Annotated in this window: 14 protein-coding genes; 7 read left to right on the top strand and 7 right to left on the bottom strand. The window is 64.6% G+C overall.

The features are described from left to right. Positions 1–9: 9 nt before the first annotated feature. Positions 10–726, top strand: a complete 717-nt coding sequence (gene pdeM, locus P9272_RS00365; protein ID WP_128256853.1) for a ligase-associated DNA damage response endonuclease PdeM — start codon at positions 10–12, stop codon at positions 724–726. Positions 727–733: 7 nt separating this feature from the next. Here pdeM and P9272_RS00370 read toward each other — a convergent pair whose 3' ends face one another. Genes P9272_RS00370 through P9272_RS00380 form a run of 3 tightly spaced genes read right to left on the bottom strand, consistent with a single transcriptional unit; the run spans position 734 to position 5,333 of the window. Then, positions 734–1,669 (bottom strand): DmsC/YnfH family molybdoenzyme membrane anchor subunit, encoded by a 936-nt coding sequence (locus tag P9272_RS00370; RefSeq protein ID WP_278157975.1) that lies wholly within the window; start codon positions 1,667–1,669, stop codon positions 734–736. A gap of 2 nt (positions 1,670–1,671) precedes the next feature. Further along, positions 1,672–2,406: a 4Fe-4S dicluster domain-containing protein gene (locus tag P9272_RS00375; protein WP_278157978.1), complete on the bottom strand. Its 735-nt coding sequence runs from the start codon at positions 2,404–2,406 to the stop codon at positions 1,672–1,674. Next, positions 2,403–5,333, bottom strand: a complete 2,931-nt coding sequence (locus P9272_RS00380; RefSeq protein WP_278157979.1) for a molybdopterin oxidoreductase family protein — start codon at positions 5,331–5,333, stop codon at positions 2,403–2,405. The genes P9272_RS00375 and P9272_RS00380 overlap by 4 nt, the downstream gene beginning before the upstream one ends. A gap of 278 nt (positions 5,334–5,611) precedes the next feature. Here P9272_RS00380 and P9272_RS00385 point away from each other — a divergent pair, with 278 nt between their 5' ends. Next, positions 5,612–6,517, top strand: a complete 906-nt coding sequence (locus P9272_RS00385; RefSeq protein ID WP_278157981.1) for a LysR family transcriptional regulator — start codon at positions 5,612–5,614, stop codon at positions 6,515–6,517. Here the strand turns inward: P9272_RS00385 and P9272_RS00390 are convergent, their stop codons facing one another. The 4 genes from P9272_RS00390 to P9272_RS00405 all read right to left on the bottom strand — a co-directional run bounded on the left by P9272_RS00390 (position 6,518) and on the right by P9272_RS00405 (position 13,888). Next, positions 6,518–7,774 carry an Hsp70 family protein gene (locus P9272_RS00390; protein WP_278157983.1) on the bottom strand — a complete coding sequence of 419 codons (1,257 nt, stop codon included), beginning with the start codon at positions 7,772–7,774 and terminating at the stop codon, positions 6,518–6,520. A 163-nt stretch (positions 7,775–7,937) separates the two neighbouring features. Next, positions 7,938–8,729, bottom strand: coding sequence for a TIGR02186 family protein (locus P9272_RS00395; protein WP_128256848.1), 792 nt, complete (start codon positions 8,727–8,729; stop codon positions 7,938–7,940). Then, positions 8,729–9,652 (bottom strand): sulfite exporter TauE/SafE family protein, encoded by a 924-nt coding sequence (locus P9272_RS00400; protein WP_095819366.1) that lies wholly within the window; start codon positions 9,650–9,652, stop codon positions 8,729–8,731. The genes P9272_RS00395 and P9272_RS00400 overlap by 1 nt, the downstream gene beginning before the upstream one ends. A gap of 192 nt (positions 9,653–9,844) precedes the next feature. Further along, a complete protein-coding gene (locus P9272_RS00405) occupies positions 9,845–13,888 on the bottom strand; it encodes a peptidoglycan-binding protein (RefSeq protein WP_278157986.1) in 4,044 nt (1,347 codons plus the stop codon). Positions 13,889–14,347: 459 nt separating this feature from the next. Between P9272_RS00405 and P9272_RS00410 the strand changes: the two genes are divergently transcribed. The 5 genes from P9272_RS00410 to P9272_RS00430 all read left to right on the top strand — a co-directional run bounded on the left by P9272_RS00410 (position 14,348) and on the right by P9272_RS00430 (position 21,541). Continuing rightward, positions 14,348–14,812, top strand: coding sequence for a MerR family DNA-binding transcriptional regulator (locus P9272_RS00410; RefSeq protein WP_278158569.1), 465 nt, complete (start codon positions 14,348–14,350; stop codon positions 14,810–14,812). Between the two features lie 233 nt (positions 14,813–15,045). Next, positions 15,046–16,842, top strand: coding sequence for an acyl-CoA dehydrogenase (locus P9272_RS00415; RefSeq protein ID WP_278157988.1), 1,797 nt, complete (start codon positions 15,046–15,048; stop codon positions 16,840–16,842). Between the two features lie 52 nt (positions 16,843–16,894). Beyond that, positions 16,895–18,067, top strand: coding sequence for an acyl-CoA dehydrogenase family protein (locus P9272_RS00420; RefSeq protein ID WP_278157990.1), 1,173 nt, complete (start codon positions 16,895–16,897; stop codon positions 18,065–18,067). 33 nt (positions 18,068–18,100) lie between these two features. Next, positions 18,101–19,309, top strand: coding sequence for an acetyl-CoA C-acetyltransferase (locus P9272_RS00425; RefSeq protein ID WP_278157992.1), 1,209 nt, complete (start codon positions 18,101–18,103; stop codon positions 19,307–19,309). 12 nt (positions 19,310–19,321) lie between these two features. Beyond that, a complete protein-coding gene (locus tag P9272_RS00430) occupies positions 19,322–21,541 on the top strand; it encodes a 3-hydroxyacyl-CoA dehydrogenase NAD-binding domain-containing protein (RefSeq protein WP_278157994.1) in 2,220 nt (739 codons plus the stop codon). Positions 21,542–21,550: the final 9 nt, after the last annotated feature.

Below are 21,550 nucleotides of genomic sequence, written 5' to 3' on the forward strand. Positions count from 1 at the left end.
GAAGAGGGGATGAATTTTTCGCTGTCGCGCGCAACGCTGATCGCCGAGGCCGACCTTGTCGGCATCGCTGGCGAGCGCGCGGTCTGCGACCGACGTGGCGTGCTCTATTTCCCCGATCTGCGGCTGCTCGCCGTCTCCGACCTGCATCTCGAAAAAGGCTCTTCCTTCGCCAGGCGGGGCGCGCTGATCCCGCCTTATGACACCGGCGCGACCTTGCTCAGACTGCAGGCGGTGATTGCCGACTATCAGCCGCGGATCGTCGTCAGCCTGGGCGACTCCTTCCACGACCGCGGCGGCGCGGAGCGCATGCACCAAAGCTTCCGCGAGCGCCTGGAAGCGATGATGGCAGGGCGCGACTGGTTCTGGGTCGCTGGCAACCACGACCCGGAAGCGCCCGCCGACCTGCCCGGCGAAACGGTCAACGAACTAGCCATCGGCTCGCTCGTCTTCCGGCACGAGCCTTCGAAGCTACGCGTCGAGGGTGAGATATCTGGCCATCTCCACCCCTGCGCGCGCATAGTCCAGCGCGGCCGCTCCGTCAGGCGGCGCTGCTTTGCCGGCGACGGCGGCCGAATGGTCATGCCGGCCTTCGGTGCCTATACCGGCTCGCTCAACGTGCTCGACCGGGCCTATGCAGGCCTGTTCCGCCTGGAAACGCTGGTCGCCTATATGCTCGGCGCCGAGCGCATTTTTGCGATTTCCGGCTCGATGCTAAGGCCTGGCTGAAATAGCCTCACCTTCCATAGTAGAGCGTGACCGTATGCTTCGCGTCGGCGAAGAACAGCCACCGCTCGACAAGCATGCCGGTCAACTGCGCGGCGGCTGCAAGCAGGGATGCGATCGCGCCCAAGGGCCATGGGAGGAAGCATATGATCGCCAGCAGGGTGGCAGGCACAGCGAAGGCCAACGCCTGTGCGATCCGCCTCAGCCGCGCGCTGTGCTTGCGCGCGATGCGGAAGCCCATTTCCTTCAGCAGGTAGTTTTCTTCGGTATGCGGCCATTCGATCGACCGCACCGTGCCTCCGGCCAGGCCGGTTGCCGTGTTGGCGGTGGTCGGAATATCGAGGCGATCATTGTATCGCCAGGTGGCAAGTTTCCAGCCCCAGCCGAAAAGCGTGGCGACCAGGGCGCAGATCAGCACCGCTGTTGAACCCAATTTGAACCCCTGAAGCAAAGCGTTGGCGAGAACGCTTCCAGTCATGACTGCGAAAATCAGATAGGCCGGCAGGGTATAGCGGCTGCGCCATTGAGCAATGGGCTTCAGCGAGGCGTAGATCATGCCGGTGGTGCAGGTCGTCGCGACAGCACCTGCCGCCGTCAGCAGGCCGGCGGCAGCCACCCAGCCGCCGCTCTTGCCGAAAAACACCCAGCCGATGCCGAACAGCCCGGCGGGGATGAAAGTCGCGACCGACGCCACGCCCTCGCGCGACAGCCACGAACTGCGCCATTGCGAGAAGGCCCGCCAGGCGCGCTCGGGCCGGCCGAGATGGCCGGTCGAGGAGAGCAGGCCGGCCACGACGAGGCCGAGAGCAAGCGCCATGCCGACAAAGCCAAGCCAGAAATCGGCCTGGATCACGCCGAAGCCGCCAAGCACGCCGAGCAGCGCCAGCAGGCCGTATCCGGCGCCGGTAGCGGTTGTGAAGAAGACGACCGAGAAAGCGGGATGCATGATCAGTTCGAAAGCATGCGGTCGATCCAGCCGAGGAACCCACCCTCGGCCTTGATCGGCTCCAGCGCCGGCGCGTCGACCTTCGCCGCCCGCTCGCCGCGGGGACGCGGCGGCAGATAGCGGTTGGTCGGCTTATAGCCGAGCTCAGGCATCAGCGCGACGCCACCGCGCTCCTCGACCAGCTGTGAAATCGCCGACGCCGGATCGCCGAGGTCGCCGAAATGCCGGGCGCTGGTCGGGCAGGCGGCGACGCAGGCCGGCACGCGGTCTTCCGCCGCCAGATTGTCGTTGTAGATACGGTCGACGCAGAGCGTGCATTTCTTCATGACGCCGACATCCGTGTCGAACTCGCGCGCGCCATAGGGGCAGGCCCAGCTGCACAGCTTGCAGCCGATGCATTTGTCCTCGTCGACCAGCACGATGCCATCCGAGGCACGCTTGTAGGAGGCGCCGGTTGGGCAGACGGTGACGCAGGCCGGCGTCTCGCAATGCAGGCAGGAACGCGGAAAGTTCACCGTGCGGCTGCCGCTTTCTGTCGTATGTTCGTAACTGTGCACGCGGTTGAACCAGACGCCGTCGACATGCCCGCCATACGGATCGACATCGGTCAGCGGCGCCATATGCCCGCCCGTGTTCCACTCTTTGCAGGCGGTGACGCAGGCCTGGCAGCCGACGCAGGTGTCGAGATCGATGACGAGGCCGAGCTTTTTCTCGGTGCGGGCGGGAAGGCAGGTCATTCGGCGGCTTCCCCCTTCGTGCGGAATTCCGCGCCGAAGCGAAGCACTTCGGGCGCAGGTTCGAAATGTGGCGGCTGTGCAAAACGCTCGAATTGCGGCTCGGTGAAGCCGGCTTCGTCCGCCGTGCATTTGACGATGCGCACGCGCACGTCGAACCACGCCGCCTGTCCGGTGACCGGGTCCGAATTGGAGTAGCGCTTGCCGTTGGCGTCGGCCGCCGTCTGATCGCCGATAATGTGGTTGAGCAGGAAGCCGCGATTGCTCTCGGCCGCATCGTCCTTCAGCCCCCAGCTGCCGCGCCGCTTGCCGATCGCGTTCCAGGTCCACACCGTGTCCGGGTTCACGCCATCGATCAGCTTGATCTGGCCCTTCACCCTTCCGTTGACGCTTTCGATCCACACCCAGTCGTCGTCGGCAAGGCCGAGCTTGCTGGCCGTCTGGTGATGCACGAACAGCCGGTTCTGGCTGGTGATCTGCCGCAGCCACGCATTCTGCGAGCCCCAGGAATGGTACATATGCATCGGCCGCTGCGTCAGCGCATGCAGCGGATATTTTTCGAGGTCGACGGCGTTGTCCTCGAAGGGCGCGTACCAGAAGGGGAGCGGGTCCATATAGGCTTCGATACGTCCGCGTTCGGTGTCGGGTGGCTGCACCTTGCCATGGCCGCGCGCTGCCAGCCTGAACCGTTGGATCGGCTCGGAATAAAGCTGGAAGACGATCGGCTCGGCCTTGGCGATGAAACCCATCTCGACGGCGAAGTCGAGATAGGCGCGGTTGCCCATCTTGTAATAGCGCTGGTCGTCGGCGAACTCGTGATGCCAGAAACCGCCATTGTCGATGTAGCGCTGCAACTGGTCCGGATTGACGTCGCCCCTGCCGACCGAGCCGCCATTCTTGCCGCGCCAGCCGGCCAACGGACCGATGCCGGGCGTGCGCTCGTGGCTGACGATGTAATCGGCATAGTCGCGGTATTTCGCAGAGCCGTCCTCCTCGACGAAGCCAGGCAGGCCAAGCCGCGCGCCGAGCTCGATCAGCACCGACTGGAACGGCCGCACGTCGCGGTCCGGCTCCACCACCGGATGGCGGATGGCGTCGGCGGCCCCGTCGGCATGGCTGATCGGCCGGTCGAGCAGGCTGATGCAGTCGTGCCGCTCAAGATAGGTGGTGTCCGGCAGCACGAGGTCCGCGAACGGTACGGTCTCCGAGTAATAGGCGTCGGAATAGATGATGAAGGGAATCTTGTACGCGCTCGCCTCGTCATTCTCGGTCAGCATGGCAATCGTCTCGACCGTGTTCATCGACGAGTTCCACGCCATGTTCGACATGTACATCATCAGCGTGTCGATCGGATAAGGATCGCCGGCCCAGGCGTTGCGGATCACCGTGTGCATCAAGCCATGCGCGGCCAGGGGCGCTTCCCAGGAATAGGCCTTGTCGATGCGGGTGGGCCGGCCGGCTCCGTCGACCAGAAGATCGTCCGGCCCGCAGACGAAGCCGAGCGGCATGCCGTCCAGCGGCGTCATCGGCTGGGCGTCTTTTCCGCATGGCTTCGGCCCCGGCGGCGCGCAGCGCGGATAGGGCGGCTTGAAACGGAAGCCTCCGGGAACGTCGATCGCGCCGAGCAGCACTTGCAAGAGATGGATGGCACGGCAGGTATGAAAGCCGTTGGAATGGGCGGAGATGCCGCGCATGGCATGCATCGAGACCGGACGCCCCTTGATCGTCTCGTGCCGACGTCCCGCCCAGTCGGTCCAGGCGATCGGCAGTTCGATCGCCTGCTCGAAGGCGACATGCGCCAATTCGGCCGCGATGCGCCGGATCGCTTCGGCGCTTACGCCACAGCGCTCCGCCACGGCGTCCGGCGAATAGATCTCGTCGAGATAGCGCTCGGCGATGAGCTGGAAGACAGGCACGCAGCGCCGCCCGCCGGCCTCATGGCTGCCGGTTAGCGCTGGCTTTGCTTCGGGGTCGGCCGCATTGACCGGCCGCTTCGCCACCCTGTCCCAGGCAAGCGGATTGCCGTCGCTATCGCGGACGAACAGCCCGTCATCGACCGCGCCCGGCTCCTGCACGACCAGCACCGGCGCGTTGGTGTAGCGCAGCAGATAGTCGAGGTCGACGCGGCCGGCCTTGAGCAATTCATGGACCAGCGCCAGCACGAACAGACCGTCGGTGCCCGGCCTGATGCCGATCCAGTCGTCGGCGATGGCGTTGTAGCCGGTGCGGCAGGGGTTGATCGAAACCACCTTGGCGCCGCGCGTCTTGAGCTTGCCGAGGCCGATCTTGATCGGGTTGGAATCATGGTCTTCGGCAACGCCGAACAGCATGAAGTATTTCGTGTTGTCCCAGTCGGGTTCGCCGAACTCCCAGAACGAGCCGCCGATCGTATAGAGCCCGCCCGCCGCCATGTTGACGGAGCAGAATCCGCCATGCGCGGCGAAATTGGGCGTGCCGAATTTCGCCGCCCACCAGCCGGTCAGCGATTGCGACTGGTCGCGGCCGGTGAAGAAGGCGAGTTTTTTCGGATCGGTGCGGCGGATGTCCGACAACCGTTCGGTGGCGATGGCCAGCGCTTCGTCCCACTCGATCTCGCGGAACTCGCCCGAGCCTCGCGGGCCTGTCCTCAGCAGCGGCTTCCTCAGCCGCGCCGGGCTGTAATGCTGCATGATGCCGGCGCTGCCCTTGCCGCAGATCACGCCGCGGTTCACCGGATGGTCCTTGTTGCCGTTGATGTAGCGTATCTTGCCGTCCTTGAGGTGGACGTCGATGCCGCAACGGCAGGCGCACATGTAACAGGTGGTCTTGGCGATGCGGTCGGAGACACTGGGCGAGGTCTCGACGCCGTCGCCCTCATTCGGTGCGTGAGTATCGGCAAGCGGCCGTTGCGAGGGTGCGGAGTTGGCGCCGCGCGGCGCGGCTTTGCTCATGATCCGCGAACGCTCTTGCCGTTCGCCATCTTGGCCTTCGTCTTGGGTCCCGGGCCGCGCATATAATGAAGCTCAGGATGATAGCGCTCGCCGGCCAGCTGCCGCTTCAGCCGGCGGCTCCAATGCGCGAATAGGGATTTGAAGCGCCCCATCATTTCCAACTCTTGGGCGTTGACGGCCAATTTTTTCCAACTTCAGGCGAAAACTTAGAACAAAGCCATTGATGCGTCTAACAAGTAGCTCTTGTAATTCCGATCGATTTTGCTTCTTAGTTCCTCATGACCCTCGACCAATTGCGCATCTTCGTCGCCGTCGCCGAGCACGGCCATATGACCAAGGCCGCCGAGCGGCTGGGCATCTCGCAGTCGGCTGCGTCGGCCGCTATCCGCGCGCTCGAAAGCCAGCATGGCGTGCGCCTGTTCAACCGGGTCGGCCGCAACATCGAACTGGCGCAGACCGGCTATCGTTTTCTGCCGGAGGCGAAGGCGGTGCTGGATCGCGCCGCGGCCGCCCGGGGCGTGCTGGAGGATGTCTCGCAAACCATCGCCGGCAGCCTGTCGATCGCGGCCAGCCAGACCATCGCCAGCTACTGGCTGCCGCGTCGCCTGGCTGCCTTCCATGAGACCTATCCCGCCGTGAAGCTGAGCGTCACCATCGGCAACACGAGGCAGGTCGAGACCAATGTGCTGGATGGCCGCGCCGATTTCGGCCTGGTCGAGGGCCGCACCGAGTCCGACATCTTGCGCCGCGCCACGGTCGACGAGGACCGCATGATGCTGGTTGTGGCGCGCTCGCATCCTGAAATCCCGATGATGAGGGCGGGCAACCTCGACATCAGGGCGTTGCGCTGGATCATCAGGGAAGGCGGATCGGGCACGCGCGAGGCGCTGGAGGATTTCGCGCACAGCCAGGAGGTTCCGCCAGTGGAGCTGCAGATATTCCTGGTTCTGCCCAGCAATGAGGCCGTGCGTCAGGCGGTGGAGGCGGGCGCGGGAGCCACGATCATATCGGAACTCGTCGTCGCACGCTCACTGGCGGAGGGCAGCCTCCGGGCCGTGCCGGTCGAGCTGCCCAAGCGCGACTTCGCCATGATCACGCACCGCGACCGTCAGCCGAGCCTGGCCCAGATGGCGCTGAAGGCGCATCTCGCCGGCAAGGCGGAAGTGCCGGCAAGCGCCGAATAATCACGCGTATTTCCGTTGCGCGTCGAGCGCGAGGCCGAGGCCGACCGAGCCGAACATGTCGCCTTCGATGACGGCTGCCTGCGGCACCATCGACAGGATTTCCCGCTTCGCCAGCGGGATCGCGGTCGAGCCGCCGGTGAGGAACACGGCGGTGATGGCCGAGGCATCGACGCCGGCGTCGGCGATCGTCTGCGTGACCGTCGCGGTCACGCGTTCAATGTCGCCGTGGATCGTCTCCTCCAGTCCCGCGCGCGTGATCTTGGCCGCGAAGCAGGCGCCGGGCAGCGACACCTTCACTTCGGCCGAAGACTGGTCTGTGAGCGCAATCTTCGCCCTTTCGACCAGGCCCGCCAGCGCATGGCCATAGCGGTGCTCGACGACATGGATGAAGCGGTCGACGAGGTCGGCGCGCTCGGCCTCGTAGCGGATCTGTCGCAGGTCGTTCATCGCCTTGGCGGTGTAGACGAGATTGATGCGCTGCCAAGTGGCGAGGTCGATGAAATAGGCGGCGGGCAGGTTGCGCTTGTGGTCCTTGGTCCGCGTCAGATAGCCGAGCTCGGGCATGACATGGGCGATGCTGAGCAGGCGGTCGAAATCGGTGCCGCCGATATGGATGCCGCGATTGGCGAGGATGTCGGCCTTGCGATCGCTCGAGCGCGCGCGCTCCGGCGAGACCCGCACAATCGAGAAGTCGGATGTGCCGCCGCCCATGTCGACAATCAGAGCCAGCTCCTCGCGGGTGACCTTCTGCTCGTAGTCGAGCGACGCGGCAATCGGCTCGAACTGGAAGGCGATATGCTTGAAGCCTTGCGCGCGCGCCGCCTTCTCCAATTCGCCCTGCGCCTTCGCATCGGCGGCCGTGTCGTTATCGACGAATTGCACGGGCCGGCCGAGCACCACGTTTTCGACCGGACCGCCGGCGTCTTCTTCCAGCCGCTTCTTCAAATGGCCGACGAACATGCCGACAATGTCGATGAAGCCGATCTGGCGCGCCTTGATGCGGGTCTTCTCGTTGGCGAGCGAGCTGCCGAGAACGCTCTTCAGCGAGCGCATCAGCCGGCCTTCGATGCTGTCGGTATAGTCGCTGATCGCGCGGCGGCCGAAATAGGTGTAGCCGTCCTCGAAATTGAAGAAGACGGCGCTGGGCAATGTGGGTTGATCGCCTTCCAACGCCACCAGTCGCGCCCGGCCGCCGCGGATCACGCCAACGGTGGAATTGGACGTGCCGAAATCGATGCCGCCGAATGCCGATTGCATCGCAGCCTCCTGTCCTTGCCTTGTGGCAGGGTTGCCGACGACGCCAAGCGCGCCGTCATCCGGATGACCGGACCGCTCTGCCGAATTGATTGTGCTTGTTCACCCTTGGGCTGGGAGGCGGCGGTTTATCGCATGACCGCTCGGAGGGAAACCCTTTTCGTCTTCAATCTTTGCGGAAGATGATCCGGCCCAGCCAACCGGTCAGCATGGCAAGCGATATGGCGAACACGCCGTAGAGGAAGGAATAGTCATGCGCGACTCGAAAGACCGACTGCTCGAAACCGGACTTGCGGATTTCGAGCTGGGCCGAGCTTTCCTTGACGAACATGCCGCTCTTGAACAGGAAGGCGCGTGCCTTGTGCGTGCCGACCGGCACGTTGGGCGCGAGCCGCACGGTAGCGCGAAAGAGGTTCTGCGACAGGAACTGCACGCCGCCGACATTCTCGCTGTAGAGGCCCGTCGCCGCTTTGCGCTCGCGAAGTGCCGCGGTGAATTCCTCAATGGTCGCCGGGCTGCCGGTTTCGTCGGCGGGCTTCAGGTAGAGGTTCTGTGCCCCGAGCGAGAGCTGCTTGTATTTGGCAGGCTCGGCGATGTCCTGCAGCGGCCGCGTCGTCGCGACGGAATAGGAGACCGGGACGTTCTCAAACGTCTCCGAGTCCAGGTTGATCCAGACGCCGAGCACACGGTCCTTGCGCCGGACCACGACAGGGCGCGGCGGCCCTTCGAGCACGACGACGACGTCGTAGCGCCCTTGGCGCGCGATCAGCGGGTCGGGGTTTTCCAGCGACCCGAAGATGGTGAGGTCGGCGCCAGAGAAGCCCGCTGTGATGGAAATGGCATCGGTCGAAAGGCCGATCTGGATGCTTTCGGTGGGCGGCGTCTGCGCCATCGCCGGTGAAAGGGCAAAGAGCATCGACAACGGAACGGCGGCTGCAAACGCTCTCAATCCCGCCATCAGTTGAGGCCCGCGGCGGACAGCGAATAGAGATTGGGCGGCGTCACGAAGAGATCGACGGCAAGGCGGATGGCAACGGCCAGCACCAGCATCGCCAGCAGCGCCCTCAACTGTTCGCCGCGCAGCCTCTGGCCGGCCTTGGCGCCATATTGCGCGCCGGCGACGCCGCCGGCCATCAGCAGGAAGGCCAGGATCACGTCGACCGTCTGGTTGGTCGTGGCATGCACCAGCGTGGTGTAGGCCGATGTGAAGATGATCTGGAACAGCGAGGTGCCGATAACGACATTGGTCGGCACCTTGAGCAGGTAGATCAGAGCCGGCACCATGATGAAGCCGCCGCCGACGCCCATGATGGACGACAGGAAGCCGATCCCGGCGCCGAGCCCGAGCACCGGGATGACGCTCACGAACAGCTTCGAGGCGCGGAAGCGCATCTTGAACGGCAGCCGGTGGATCCAGTTGTGCTGCCCGGATTTCTTCAGCACGGGCGCCGCGCCGCTGCGGCTGGCGCGCAGCGCGTTGAGGCTTTCGACCAGCATCAGCCCGCCGACCGTGCCGAGCAGCACCACGTAGAGCAGCGAGATGAAAAGGTCCAACTGGCCAAGCCGGCGCAACAGCGCAAAGACGTAGATGCCGGCCGTCGAGCCGACGATGCCGCCGGCCAGCAGCACGCCGCCCAGCTTGAAGTCGAGCGTGCCGCGCTTGAAGTGCGACAGCGCGCCTGAAAAGGAAGAGGCGATGACCTGGTTGGCGCCGGTGGCGACGGCAATCGCCGGCGGGATGTTGTAGAAGATCAGCAGCGGCGTGATGAGGAAGCCGCCACCGACCCCGAACATGCCCGACAGGAAGCCCACCGCCGCGCCCATCGCCAGCAGCACGAAGACGTTGACGGAAATTTCCGCGATCGGGAGATAGATGCCCACCCGTCTGTCTCGATCAGTTTGCCTTTTGGCGAACGCCGCCGTCCCCAGCAGTTTCGCACCGAAAAACCAATTTTTTATTGCGCCGGCGCGGCGGCCGGGTCGAACCCTCGCCGCCGCGCCGAAACAAAAACCATCTCAATCAGTTAACAGGCAAATGTGTGGCAAGGCGTCGCGTATGCGACGCGCCCGCCGTTATTTCTTCGCAAGCAGCGCCTTGACGAGCGGCGCATCGATCTCGCCGGTCGGCGTCATCTTGTTGTCGGTCTGGAAGGCCATGATGGCATTCTTGGTCTTGCCGCCCATCACGCCGTCGGCCCCGCCGGCATCATAGCCGTTCTTGTTGAGGATCAGCTGGATGTTCTTCACCGCCTTCTTCATGTCGATGCCGGCGGTGGTCTGCGGCGCGCTGTCCTGCCAGGATTCCGGAATGTCGGCCGAGTTGGCGGCGGCATTGAGCGGCTTGGCCTTCCAGAGTTCCGTCGCGGCACGTGCCCGCTCGAGCTGCTCGGGCCTCAGCGCATTGGCGATCTCGTCGCGCTTGGCTGCGGCATCCTTGTCGCCGGTCTTGGCGACGAGGGCGAACCACTTGTAGGACTCCTCCAGGTTCTGCTTCATGCCGACACCCTTGGCCGCCAGGATGCCGAGATTGAACTGGCTGTCCTTGACGCCGAGGTCGGCGGCTTCCTGGAACCAGTGCGTGGCAGATTCATTGTCGGTCACGCCGTCCGCCGCCATGGCGAACAGCACCGCCAGATTGTGCATGGCGCTGGCGTTTCCCTGCTCGGCGGCGAGTTGGTAGTAGGTCTTGGCCTTCTTGATGTCGCGCGTGACGCCGATGCCTTTTTCGTAGAAATTGCCGATGCGGTATTCGGCCGGCGCGAAGCCGAGTTCGGCCGACTGCTCGTACCATTTGGCGGCGGCCTTCATGTCCTCCTTCACGCCGCGCGATTCGACATAGCGCGAGCCGACCTCGAACAGCGCCTTGGCGTCGCCGCCGGCAGCAGCGTCGCGCAGCGCTACCGGACCGATTTCGGACGGAATGTCGAATTTGGCGGCGGCCGTCTGGCTCACGGCCGGTGGCACGGTACCTGTCGTGTCGGCTGAAGTGGTCGCCGGCGCGCTGTTCGCTGCCGGATTGGCCGTCACGGGCTCCTTGGCCGCCGGCTGCGTGTCGACGTCCGTGTCCGTTGCGGCAGCAGCCGCAGCGGCGGGTTCGGATGGCGCAGCCGAAGCCATCGGCGCAGGTGCAATAGGCGCTGCAAGCGCCACCGGTGCGGGTGCCGGTTCGGCCGGCATGGCAGCCGCACTTTCGGGGCTTGCGGGGACAGACGCGGCTGGTGCCGTCTCCTGGACGGGCTCCGCCTCTCTGACGGGTCGGGGAGCCGCGCTTTCGGCCTGTGCGGCTGCAGCATCAATCTTCCGCGTGTTGGTCTTCTGCGTATCGGCTTGCGGCGCGGTGGTGGCGTTGAGCGACGCCGTGTCGACCGTCTGCGGGGTCCGGGCGGGCTGGTTGTTGGCTGTCTCGACGGGATCGGACAAAAACGCCTTGCCCAGCTGCAAGCCGGCCAGCGCCATCATGATCGCGGCCGCCGCCATCAGGATCGGCTTGCGCCGCGCCTTGAGCAGGTCGCCGATCCTCAGCGCCTTCACCGGACCGGTCATGGTCGATTGCCGCTTCAGCATATCGGCTTCCGCCGCGGCCGCTTGGGCGGCACGCCGGGCCGCGGCGATAAAATCCGACTTCGCGGCATCGCTGTCGGTGCGCCGGACCGGCTGGGCGCCGCGCTCGTCGCGCACTCGCTTCATGATGGCGTTGAGGTCCGGCGCGCCGGAACCGGGCTCCAACGGCCGGTTGGCGGCCTTGGGATCGAGCGGTTCGTCGATGTCGACGCTTGGCACGTCGGCGGCCGGCGCAGAGCCGGCAAGCGGCTGCGTGTCCGCATCCTTCTTGCCCTTGAAAGCGCGCGCCAGGCCGCTGAACATCGATTTCTTGCGGCCGGCAGTCTCGCTCTTTTCGCCGATCGCATCGGGTCCAAGCGCCGCCATGGCGGCTGCTGCAGCAGCCTCGGCGGGCGTGCGCGGCGCGCTCGGTTCATCGCGCATGATCGCCGCGGCGCGGCCTTCAAGGCTGGCCATGTCTCCGGTGAGCGGCAGCGGCTGGTCGATATCCATCGAAGGCGCGTCCTGCACCGCGATCTTGCCGCCGCGGCCGCGCTTGCTGGCCGGTTGCGGATCGACCAGCTCGCTCATCGCTTCGCTGGTCTCGGTCGCTTCCAGTGAACCCAGCCTGTCGACAATCTTGAGCAGCGTGTCGTGGATCGCCTCGAAAGTCCGCGAATTGCGTTCATCGGAGCGGCGGGTAAGCGCCTCGAGCGTCTTCAGGTCCTGGGCGAGGCCGGCAACGGCGGTCGCGTTGGTCTGCGCCGTGCTTGACGTCGACTCGGCAAGCGATTTGACGGCGCTCTCGGCCGCCTCGCGCGCCACGCTCAGGATGGAGTCGCGTGTGCCGGCCAGCGACTTCTCGATCTCGTTGAGACGCGGGCTGATGTCCTCGAATTCGGGCAGCGGCGTGCCGGGCTTGGAAAGATGCGCCGACAGGCCGGCGACCTGCGCTTCCAGGCTGCGGATCAGCGCCGGATCGATGCCGGCGACCTGCTGCGCCGACGATTCCAATCGGCTGGAAATATCCTCGAGCCGGCTTTCCAGTCCGCGGATCGCCATATCGCTGGCGGGATCGGGCGCGCGAGTATCGATGCGCTTGGCCAAAGCGGTGAAGCGGGCGTCGATCGCTTCCATGATGCCGGCGCTGTCGTCCTGGCGCATGCGCTGGTCTAGCCTGTCCGCCACCTCGTCCAGCCGACGCTCGAGATCGTGAAACAATGCGTTGCTTTGTTCGATTGCGGCTCCCTGGCGGCGCTCGAGCAGCATCGACAGCGCGTCGAAGCGCTGCTCCAGGCCCTGGAATATCTGGTCCGCGTCGGGCATGGCCGGCGCGCGGTCCATCTTGTCGGTGATGGAAGCGATCTGCTTGCCCAGCCGCTCCATGGCCTGTTCCGGCAAGTCGGCGCGGCCGGCCAGCTGGTCCACGCGACTGGTGAGAAGATTGAGGCGGTCGATGACCTCGGCGCCAGGTCGCGACTGCGCGACCTCTTCGATCTGCACCGCCAGTGAGGCCATGCGCTTCTCGATCCGGCCAAAGGTCTCGGGGTCGAAGGCATTCGTCTGCGCGGCGACCGTCGATGCGACGATTGCACGGGAAATTTCGTCCAGCCGCTCGTCGATCATGGCGAGCGTTTCGCCGCCGCGCGCACTCTGCTGGCCGGCAAAACGGTCGACCGCACCGGCAAGCGTGCGCACCTTTTCCTCCAGCGAGTGCAGCGAAAGCGATTCCGGAAGGCTGTTAACGGCGCTGCTGATCTGCTCAAGCCGGTCGGTCAGCATTGAAAGGCTCGGGCCTTCCGCGCGCATGCGCTGGTCGGCGTCCACGCGGTCCTCGAAGGCGCTCCAGCGACGGTCGAAATCGTCCCAGCGGCGGTCGACTTTTTGCACGCTTTCTTCGCGCGCCAGCGTGTCCAGCGCGCCCTTTACCTGTTCCAGCTCCAGCCGCAGCAGATTGACGCTGCGGTCGTCGCTTTTTTCGGCGAGCGACTGGATCGCTCCCGAAAGCCGCTCGAATTCGAGGGCGAGCTCGACGCTGCTCTTGTCCGGCAGGCCATTGGTGCCGCGCTGGCCGTTGGCCTGCAGGGCGCGGTCGATATCCTGGCGGAACGCTTCGAACTCTCGCTGCAGGCCGGCCGTCATCTGGTGGCGCAGTTCCTCGCGCAGCCCGCGCAGTTCGACGGCGATCTTGCCCACCAGGGCCACGCTGTCTTCCTGGCCGCGCACCCGGTCGATGTCGCGCGCGATCGCCTGATAGGCGGGAGCGGGGTTTTGCGGGGCGCGATCTTGTGGCCGCGGCTTCTGCGGCGCCGGATTTTGCGGCGACCGGTCCAAGGGCCTTTGCGCGGAAGAGGAATCCTCATACCAGCGCGGTGCCTGCCCGTAGGGCTGCGTGCTGGGATAACGCGGCTCTGCGGTCGGCCGCCGCGGGTCGGGACGGTCGGGCATGTCGGCCCGCGTCCGGTCCAGCCGCTGCTCCAGCGTTTCGAGCGAGCGGTTCAGCTCTTCGAGCGAGGCGTGCGGCCGGCGCTGCCTGCCGGCGTTGAGTGTATCGAGATAGGACCGCTTGCTGTTCATCGATGCGCCCGTGTTCAGAATGACCGGCCGAAGGCCGGTTTCAAGTCGCGTGCCGGGAACGAAGCGAGCCGAGCGGTTTTGCTGCGGAGGAAGGCGAGCTTCCCGGGTTTACCCGCGCTTCGAAAACCGTGAAAACTTCGCTACAGGATAACCACGGGTGACCGACATGCGCACATTTCGCCCAACGTGGTAAACAAGGCGTTAACCAAGCTTAAGAAGCCGAGCATAAATCGTGAGCTGCCTGCCAAGCTGGTGCCTGGGTGCGGCATAAAGGCGGGATCCGACAACGCCCTTGCGTCAGCTTGCTGCTATCGGTATAGGATTGACGTAAACGTAAAAGGTACGAAGCTTGCCTCTTGCGATTGATTTGTTGCAACCACGATTGGAAGCACGCCCCCGCTTCCATTCTGGCGACGCTTGGTCCGCGACCGCGACGCCATCAGGGGAAAGCCAGTGACCATGAAACTCGTTTCGCCCGGCGAAGCCGCGGCCAATACAAATGACATTCCGGCCGAGGCCGGCGAGGAATTCGTCCGCATCGGCGAGATGGCCAAGAAATACGGCGTGACGCTGCGCACGCTGCGTTTCTATGAAGACAAGGGCCTTCTCAATCCGCATCGCGACGGGTCGACCCGACTTTTCACGCGCCGCGACAAGGCTCGGCTCAAGCTGATCCTGCTCGGCCGCAAGGTCGGGTTCTCGCTGCGAGACGTCAAGCAGATGATGGATCTCTACGATCCGACCGGCACCAACACCAAGCAGTTGCGGCTCGCGCTTGACAAGTCCGAGAAGCAGCTCGCCCGCCTGCAGAAGCAGCGCGCGCTGATCGACGATGCTATCGGCGAGCTTAGCAACTCGATGTCGGTCGTGCGTCAGATGCTCGTCGAGCGCACCGCTCCGGCGCAGGCCAGCGCCGCCGGCTGACCGCATTTCGCCTTCAACCGCGAAAACCCCCGGGAATGGAAAGCTGCGTGGCTATGGCCGCGCGGCTTTTTTGTCGTCACAATGCCGGACTGCTCACAAAAACTTCTGGCTGCGACGAAGTTGACGTTTACGCAAACGTCAATATTTGCTATCGGAGCATCGAGATTGGCCCGGCCTCCCTGTCCAGGACAGGCAACTTGCGGCCGGCCGGGACTGTATGGGTGGAGGAAGGCATGACGATCTACAGGGCGCCGATCCAGGACACGCTGTTCGTGCTCAACGACGTGCTGGGCTATCAGCGCTATTCCAATCTTCCCGGCTTCTCGGACGCGACGCCCGATGTGGTCGAGGCGATCCTCGCCGAAGGCGCCAAGCTCGCCGAGAACGTCATGCACCCGCTGAACCGCGTCGGCGACATGGAAGGCTGCGTGCGCCATGACGACGGCTCGGTGACGACGCCGAAGGGCTTCAAGGACGCCTACGACCAGTATCGCGAGGGCGGCTGGATGGGGCTTGCAGCACCCGCCGAGTTCGGCGGCCAGGGCCTGCCCTATGCGGTCCACACCGCCGTCTCCGAATACATGATCTCGGCCAACATGGCGCTGATGATGTATCCCGGCCTGACGCAAGGCGCGATCGCGGCCATCGTCACCCATGGCACGGAGGAACAGAAGGCCACCTGGCTGCCCAGGCTGGTCGAGGGCGGCTGGACCGGCACCATGAACCTCACCGAGCCGCATTGCGGCACCGATCTCGGCCTGCTGCGCACCAAGGCCGTTCCCAATAGCGACGGCGCTTACAGGATTTCCGGCCAGAAGATCTTCATCTCCGCCGGTGAGCACGACATGTCGGACAACATCGTCCATCTGGTGCTGGCCCGCGTCGAAGGCGCGCCGGAAGGTGTCAAGGGCATCTCGCTGTTCATCGTGCCCAAGTTCAAGCTCGATGCCGCGGGCAATCCCGGCGAACGCAACACGCTCTCCTGCGGCTCGCTCGAGGAGAAGATGGGCATCCACGGCAACTCGACCTGCGTCATGAATTATGACGAGGCCGAGGGCACGCTGCTCGGCGAATTGAACGGCGGCCTGAAGGCCATGTTCACGATGATGAACGAGGCCCGCCTCGGCGTCGGCCTGCAGGGGCTTTCGGTCTCCGAGATCGCCTATCAAAACGCCGTCTCCTATGCCAAGGACCGGCTGCAGGGCCGCTCGCTGTCGGGCGCCAAGGCGCCGGACAAGAAGGCAGACCCGATCATCGTCCACCCGGACATCCGCCGCTCGCTGATGACGATGAAGGCCTATAACGAGGCCGGCCGCGCGCTGGCGCTGTGGACCGCCATCAAGTCCGACGTCGCGCATCGTTCCGGCGACGACAAGGACCGCCAGGCGGCTGACGACTACACCGGCCTGATGACGCCGGTGGTCAAGGGCGTGCTGACCGACAAGGGGTTTGACCACGCCGTGATGGCGCAACAGGTGTTCGGCGGCCACGGCTACATCGAAGAGCATGGCATGAGCCAGTTCGTGCGCGATGCCCGCATCGCCATGATCTATGAAGGCGCCAACGGCATCCAGGCGCTCGACCTCGTCGGCCGCAAGCTCGCGCTGAACGGCGGCCGCGCCGTGCAGGCTTTCTTCAAGGAGGTCGGCGAGTTCTGCGATGAGAACCGCGCCGACGAGAAGATGGCGCCCTTTACCAAGGCGCTGAAGAAGGGCCTCAACGACCTGCAGGCCGCTACCATGTGGCTGGTGCAGAACGCTATGGCCAAGCCCGACAATGCGGGAGCCGCCTCGACCGACTACATGCATCTCTTCGGCCTGGTGGCGCTCGGCTATATGTGGGCGCAGATGGCGAAATCCGCGCAGGCCAAGCTGGCGGATGGCGCCAATGGCGCTGCGGCGTTCTACGACACCAAGCTGGTCACGGCGCGCTTCTTCATGGAGCGCATCATGCCGGAAACGGCGACGCGGCTTGCCCGCATTTCCAGCGGCGCGGACACACTAATGGCGCTGCCGGCGGAAGCGTTCTAGGTTCGGCGGGCCGGCGCCGCCGGCCCACAATCGTCGGAACGCGGAGGAAATCGTGACGACAAATCCAGCCGAAATTCTTGGTCTTCCGAAGCCCGCCTGGGCGGCGAATGAGGTCGGCATGCTCTACGACATGGCGTCCCGCTTCATGGCCGAAGAGATCGCGCCGCGCTACGACGAGTTCGAGAAGAACGAGATGTTCGACCGCGAGAGCTGGCTGAAGGCTGGAGCGGCAGGCCTGCTCTGCGCGTCGATGCCGGAGAAATACGGCGGCTCCGGCGGCACTTTCGCGCATGAGAGCGCCATCATCGAGGCGATCGGCCATGTCGGCGTCGACGGCTTCGGCATCGGCCTGCACAATTCGATCGTCGCCCCTTACATCCTCCACTACGGCTCCGAGGAGCAGAAACAGGAATGGCTGCCCAAGCTTGCGACCGGCGAGCTTATCGGCGCCATCGCCATGACCGAGCCCGGCGCCGGCTCCGACCTGCAGGGCGTCAAGACCCGCGCCGAAAAGGACGGCAACCATTACAAGATCAGCGGCTCCAAGACCTTCATCACCAACGGCCAGCTTGCCAACCTGATCATCGTCGTCACCAAGACCGATCCGGACAAAGGCGCCAAGGGCACCTCGCTGATCGTCGTCGAGACCGACGAGGTCGAGGGTTTTCAGCGTGGCCGCAACCTCGATAAGATAGGGCTGAAGTCGAACGACACCTCCGAGCTGTTCTTCAACGATGTGCGCGTGCCGACCTCCAACCTGCTCGGCCACGAGGAAGGCAAGGGCTTCGTTCAGCTGATGCAGCAATTGCCGCAAGAGCGTCTGCAGATCGGCACGGGGGCGATCGCCATGATCGAGCGGGCGCTGGCGCTCACCATCGACTACGTCAAGGAGCGCAAAGCCTTCGGCAAGGCGGTCATCGATTTCCAGAACACCCAGTTCAAGCTGGCCGAATTGAAGACCGAGGCCACCATCGGCCGCGTCTTCTACAATGACTGCGTCGCCCGCCACATCGACGGCGGCTTGGACCCCGTGACTGCCTCGATGGCCAAATACTGGCTTTCCGATCTGCAGGGCAAAGTCGTCGACGAATGCCTTCAACTGCATGGCGGCTATGGCTACATGAATGAATATCCGATCGCCCGCATGTACCGCGACGCCCGGGTCCAGCGCATCTATGGCGGCACCAACGAGATCATGAAATTGCTGATCGGGCGCTCTCTCTGAGCGCCGCGGCCGGCAAAGCCAAGGAGCACGAAAATGACTGAGGCCTACGTCTATGACGCCGTGCGCACGCCGCGCGGCAGGGGCAAGAAGGATGGCTCGCTGCATGAGGTTCCGGCGGTGCGGCTTGCGGCGAAGACACTGGAGGCGCTGCGCGACCGCAACGGGCTCGACACAGGCACTGTCGACGACATCATCTTTGGCTGCGTCGACCCCGTCGGCGAGGCGGGCTCCGTCATTCCGCGCGCTGCCGCCTTCGAGGCAGGCTACGCGACGTCGGCGCCCGGCATGCAGATTTCGCGCTTTTGCGCTTCGGGTCTCGACGCCATCAATTTCGGCGCCGCCAAGATCGCGCAAGGCGCGGACGAAATCGTCATTGCCGGCGGCGTCGAATCCATGTCGCGCGTCGGCATGGGCATGTCCGGCGGTTCCTGGTTCATGGACCCCTCCGTCGGCCTGCCCGGCTGGTTCGTGCCGCAGGGCATCTCGGCCGATCTGATCGCCACGAAATACGGCTTTTCCCGCGACGACGTCGACGCCTATGCCGTCGAGAGCCAGAGGCGCGCCGCCAAGGCCTGGGGCGAGGGCCGCTTCAAGAAGTCGGTGATCCCGATCAAGGACCAGAACGGCCTTACGATCCTCGACCATGACGAGCACATGCGGCCTTCGACCGACATGCAGTCGCTGGCCTCGCTCAACCCGTCCTTCGTGATGCCCGGCGAGATGGGTGGCTTCGACGCCGTCGCCGTGCAGAAGCATCCGGAAGTGGAGGAAGTGAACCACGTCCATCATGCCGGCAATTCGTCCGGCATCGTCGACGGCGCCGCCGCCGTTCTGCTCGGTTCCAAAAAGGCCGGCAAGACGATGGGGCTGAAGCCGCGCGCGCGCATCCGTGCTTTCGCCAATATCGGCTCTGAGCCCGTGCTGATGCTGACCGGTCCGGTCGACGTCACCGAGAAGCTGTTGAAGCGCGCCAAGATGAAGCAGTCGGACATCGACCTGTTCGAGCTCAACGAGGCCTTCGCCTCGGTCGTGCTGCGCTACATGCAGGCATTCGACATTTCGCATGACCAAATCAACGTCAATGGGGGCGCGATCGCCATGGGCCATCCGCTCGGCGCCACCGGCGCAATGATCCTGGGCACGGTGCTGGACGAGCTAGAGCGCCGCGACCTCAACATCGCGCTGGTCACGCTCTGCATCGGCGCCGGCATGGGCACCGCCACCATTATCGAACGCGTCTGAGGGAGAGAGACTATGAGCTACACCAATTTCACCCTCGACGTGGACGCCGACGGCATTGCCTTGATCACCTGGGACATGCCGGATCGCTCGATGAACGTCTTCACCGAAGAGGTGATGCGTGAGCTGAACACCATCGTCGATAAGGTGGCCGGCGATGCCGCCATCAAGGGCGCGGTCATCACCTCGGGCAAGGACAGCTTCTCCGGCGGTGCCGACATCACCATGCTGCAGAAGATGCTGGCCACCTTCGCCGCCGACAAGGAGACGGATCTCGACAAGGCAACTAGGACGCTGTTCGACAATGCCGGCTATATGACTGGCCTGTTCCGCAAGATCGAGACCTGCGGCAAGCCGTTCGTCTCTGCAATCAACGGCACCTGCATGGGCGGCGCCTTCGAGATGTCGCTCGCTTGCCATGGCCGCGTCGCCGCCGATTCCGACAAGGTGAAGATGGCGCTCCCCGAGGTGAAGATCGGCATCTTCCCCGGCGCCGGCGGCACCCAGCGCGTGCCGCGGCTGACCGACCAGCAGCAGGCGCTGCAGATGCTGACCACCGGCCAGAACCTTTCGCCACAGAAGGCGAAGCAGATGGGCCTGATCCACGAGGTCGCCCCGCCTCCGATGCTTATCGAGACGGCTAAGGCGATGATCAGGAACGGCCTGAAGCCAGTGGCGCCCTGGGACGAGAAGGGCTTCAAGCTGCCGGGCGGTCCGATCTATTCGGCGGCCGGCGCCAATCTCTGGCCGCCGGCCATCGCCATCCTGCGCCGCGAGACCTATGGCAACTACCCGGCGGCGGCCGCGATCCTGAAATGCGTCTATGAAGGCCTCCTGGTGCCCTTCGACACGGCGCTCAGGATCGAGCAGCGCTATTTCACCGAGATCATGCAGACCAAGGAAGCGGCAGCGATGATCCGCTCGCTGTTCCTGTCGCTGCAGGAACTGAACAAGGGCGCGCGCCGCCCGGCAGGCGTGCCGGACACCAAGTTCAAGAAGATCGGCATTCTCGGCGCCGGCTTCATGGGCGCCGGCATCGCTTATGTCACGGCAAAAGCCGGCATTCCGGTTGTGCTGCTCGACCGCGACCTGCCGTCGGCCGAGAAGGGCAAGGCGCATTCCGACAGCCTCATGGCCGATCAGGTCAAGAAGGGCCGCGCCAAGCCGGAAGACAAGGACAAGCTCCTGTCGCTGATCACGCCGACGGCGGACTATGCCGACCTTTCCGGCTGCGACCTCGTCGTCGAGGCGGTCTTCGAGGATTCGGGCGTCAAGAAGGATGCTACCGAGAAGGCCGAGGCGGTGCTGAAGTCGTCGACGATCTTTGCCTCGAACACGTCCACGATCCCGATCACCGCCCTGGCGAAGAATTCGGCGCGGCCGAAGAACTTCATCGGCATCCACTTCTTCTCGCCGGTCGACAAGATGATGCTTGTCGAGATCATCCTCGGCAAGAAGACGGGCGACAAGGCTTTGGCTGTCGCCTTCGACTTCGTGCGCGCCATCAAGAAGACGCCGATCGTCGTCAACGACACGCGCGGCTTCTACGTTAACCGCTGCGTGCTGCGCTATATGTCGGAAGCCTACAAGATGCTCATCGAAGGCGTCCCGGCATCGATGATCGAGAATGCGGCCAAGGCAGCCGGCATGCCGGTCGGACCGCTCGCATTGACCGACGAGACGGCCGTCGACCTTGCCCAGAAGATCATGAAGCAGACTATCAGGGATCTCGGCGAGAAGGCCGTCGATCCGAAGCAGATGGCGCTGATCAACACCATGGTCGACACGCATGGTCGCTTCGGCCGTAAGAACGGCAAGGGCTTCTACGACTATCCGGCAAAGCCGGCGAAGAAGAAGCTGTGGCCGGGCCTGAAGGACCTCTATCCGCAGCTCAACCCCGACAAGGTCGACTATGAGGAGCTGAAGCAGCGCCTGCTGGTCGCCATCGCGCTGGAAGCGGCGCGGGTGATGGAGGAAGGCATCGTCACCGATCCGCGCGAGGCGGATGTCGGCTCGATCCTCGCCTTCGGTTTCGCGCCGTTCACCGGCGGCGCGCTGTCCTACATCGACGGCATCGGCGCCAAGCGTTTCGTCAAGATCGCCAAGGGCCTGCAGAAGAAATATGGCGCCGAGTTCAAGGCGCCGAAGCTTCTGCTCGACATGGCCGAGAAGGGCGAGACCTTCTACCAGCGCTTCGACCCGTACCAGAAGGGTGAGGTCAAAGAAGCGGCCTGACCAACCAGG

The sequence above is a fragment of the Mesorhizobium sp. WSM4976 genome, from assembly GCF_029625685.1.
In the GTDB taxonomy this organism is placed as follows: Bacteria; Pseudomonadota; Alphaproteobacteria; order Rhizobiales; family Rhizobiaceae; genus Mesorhizobium.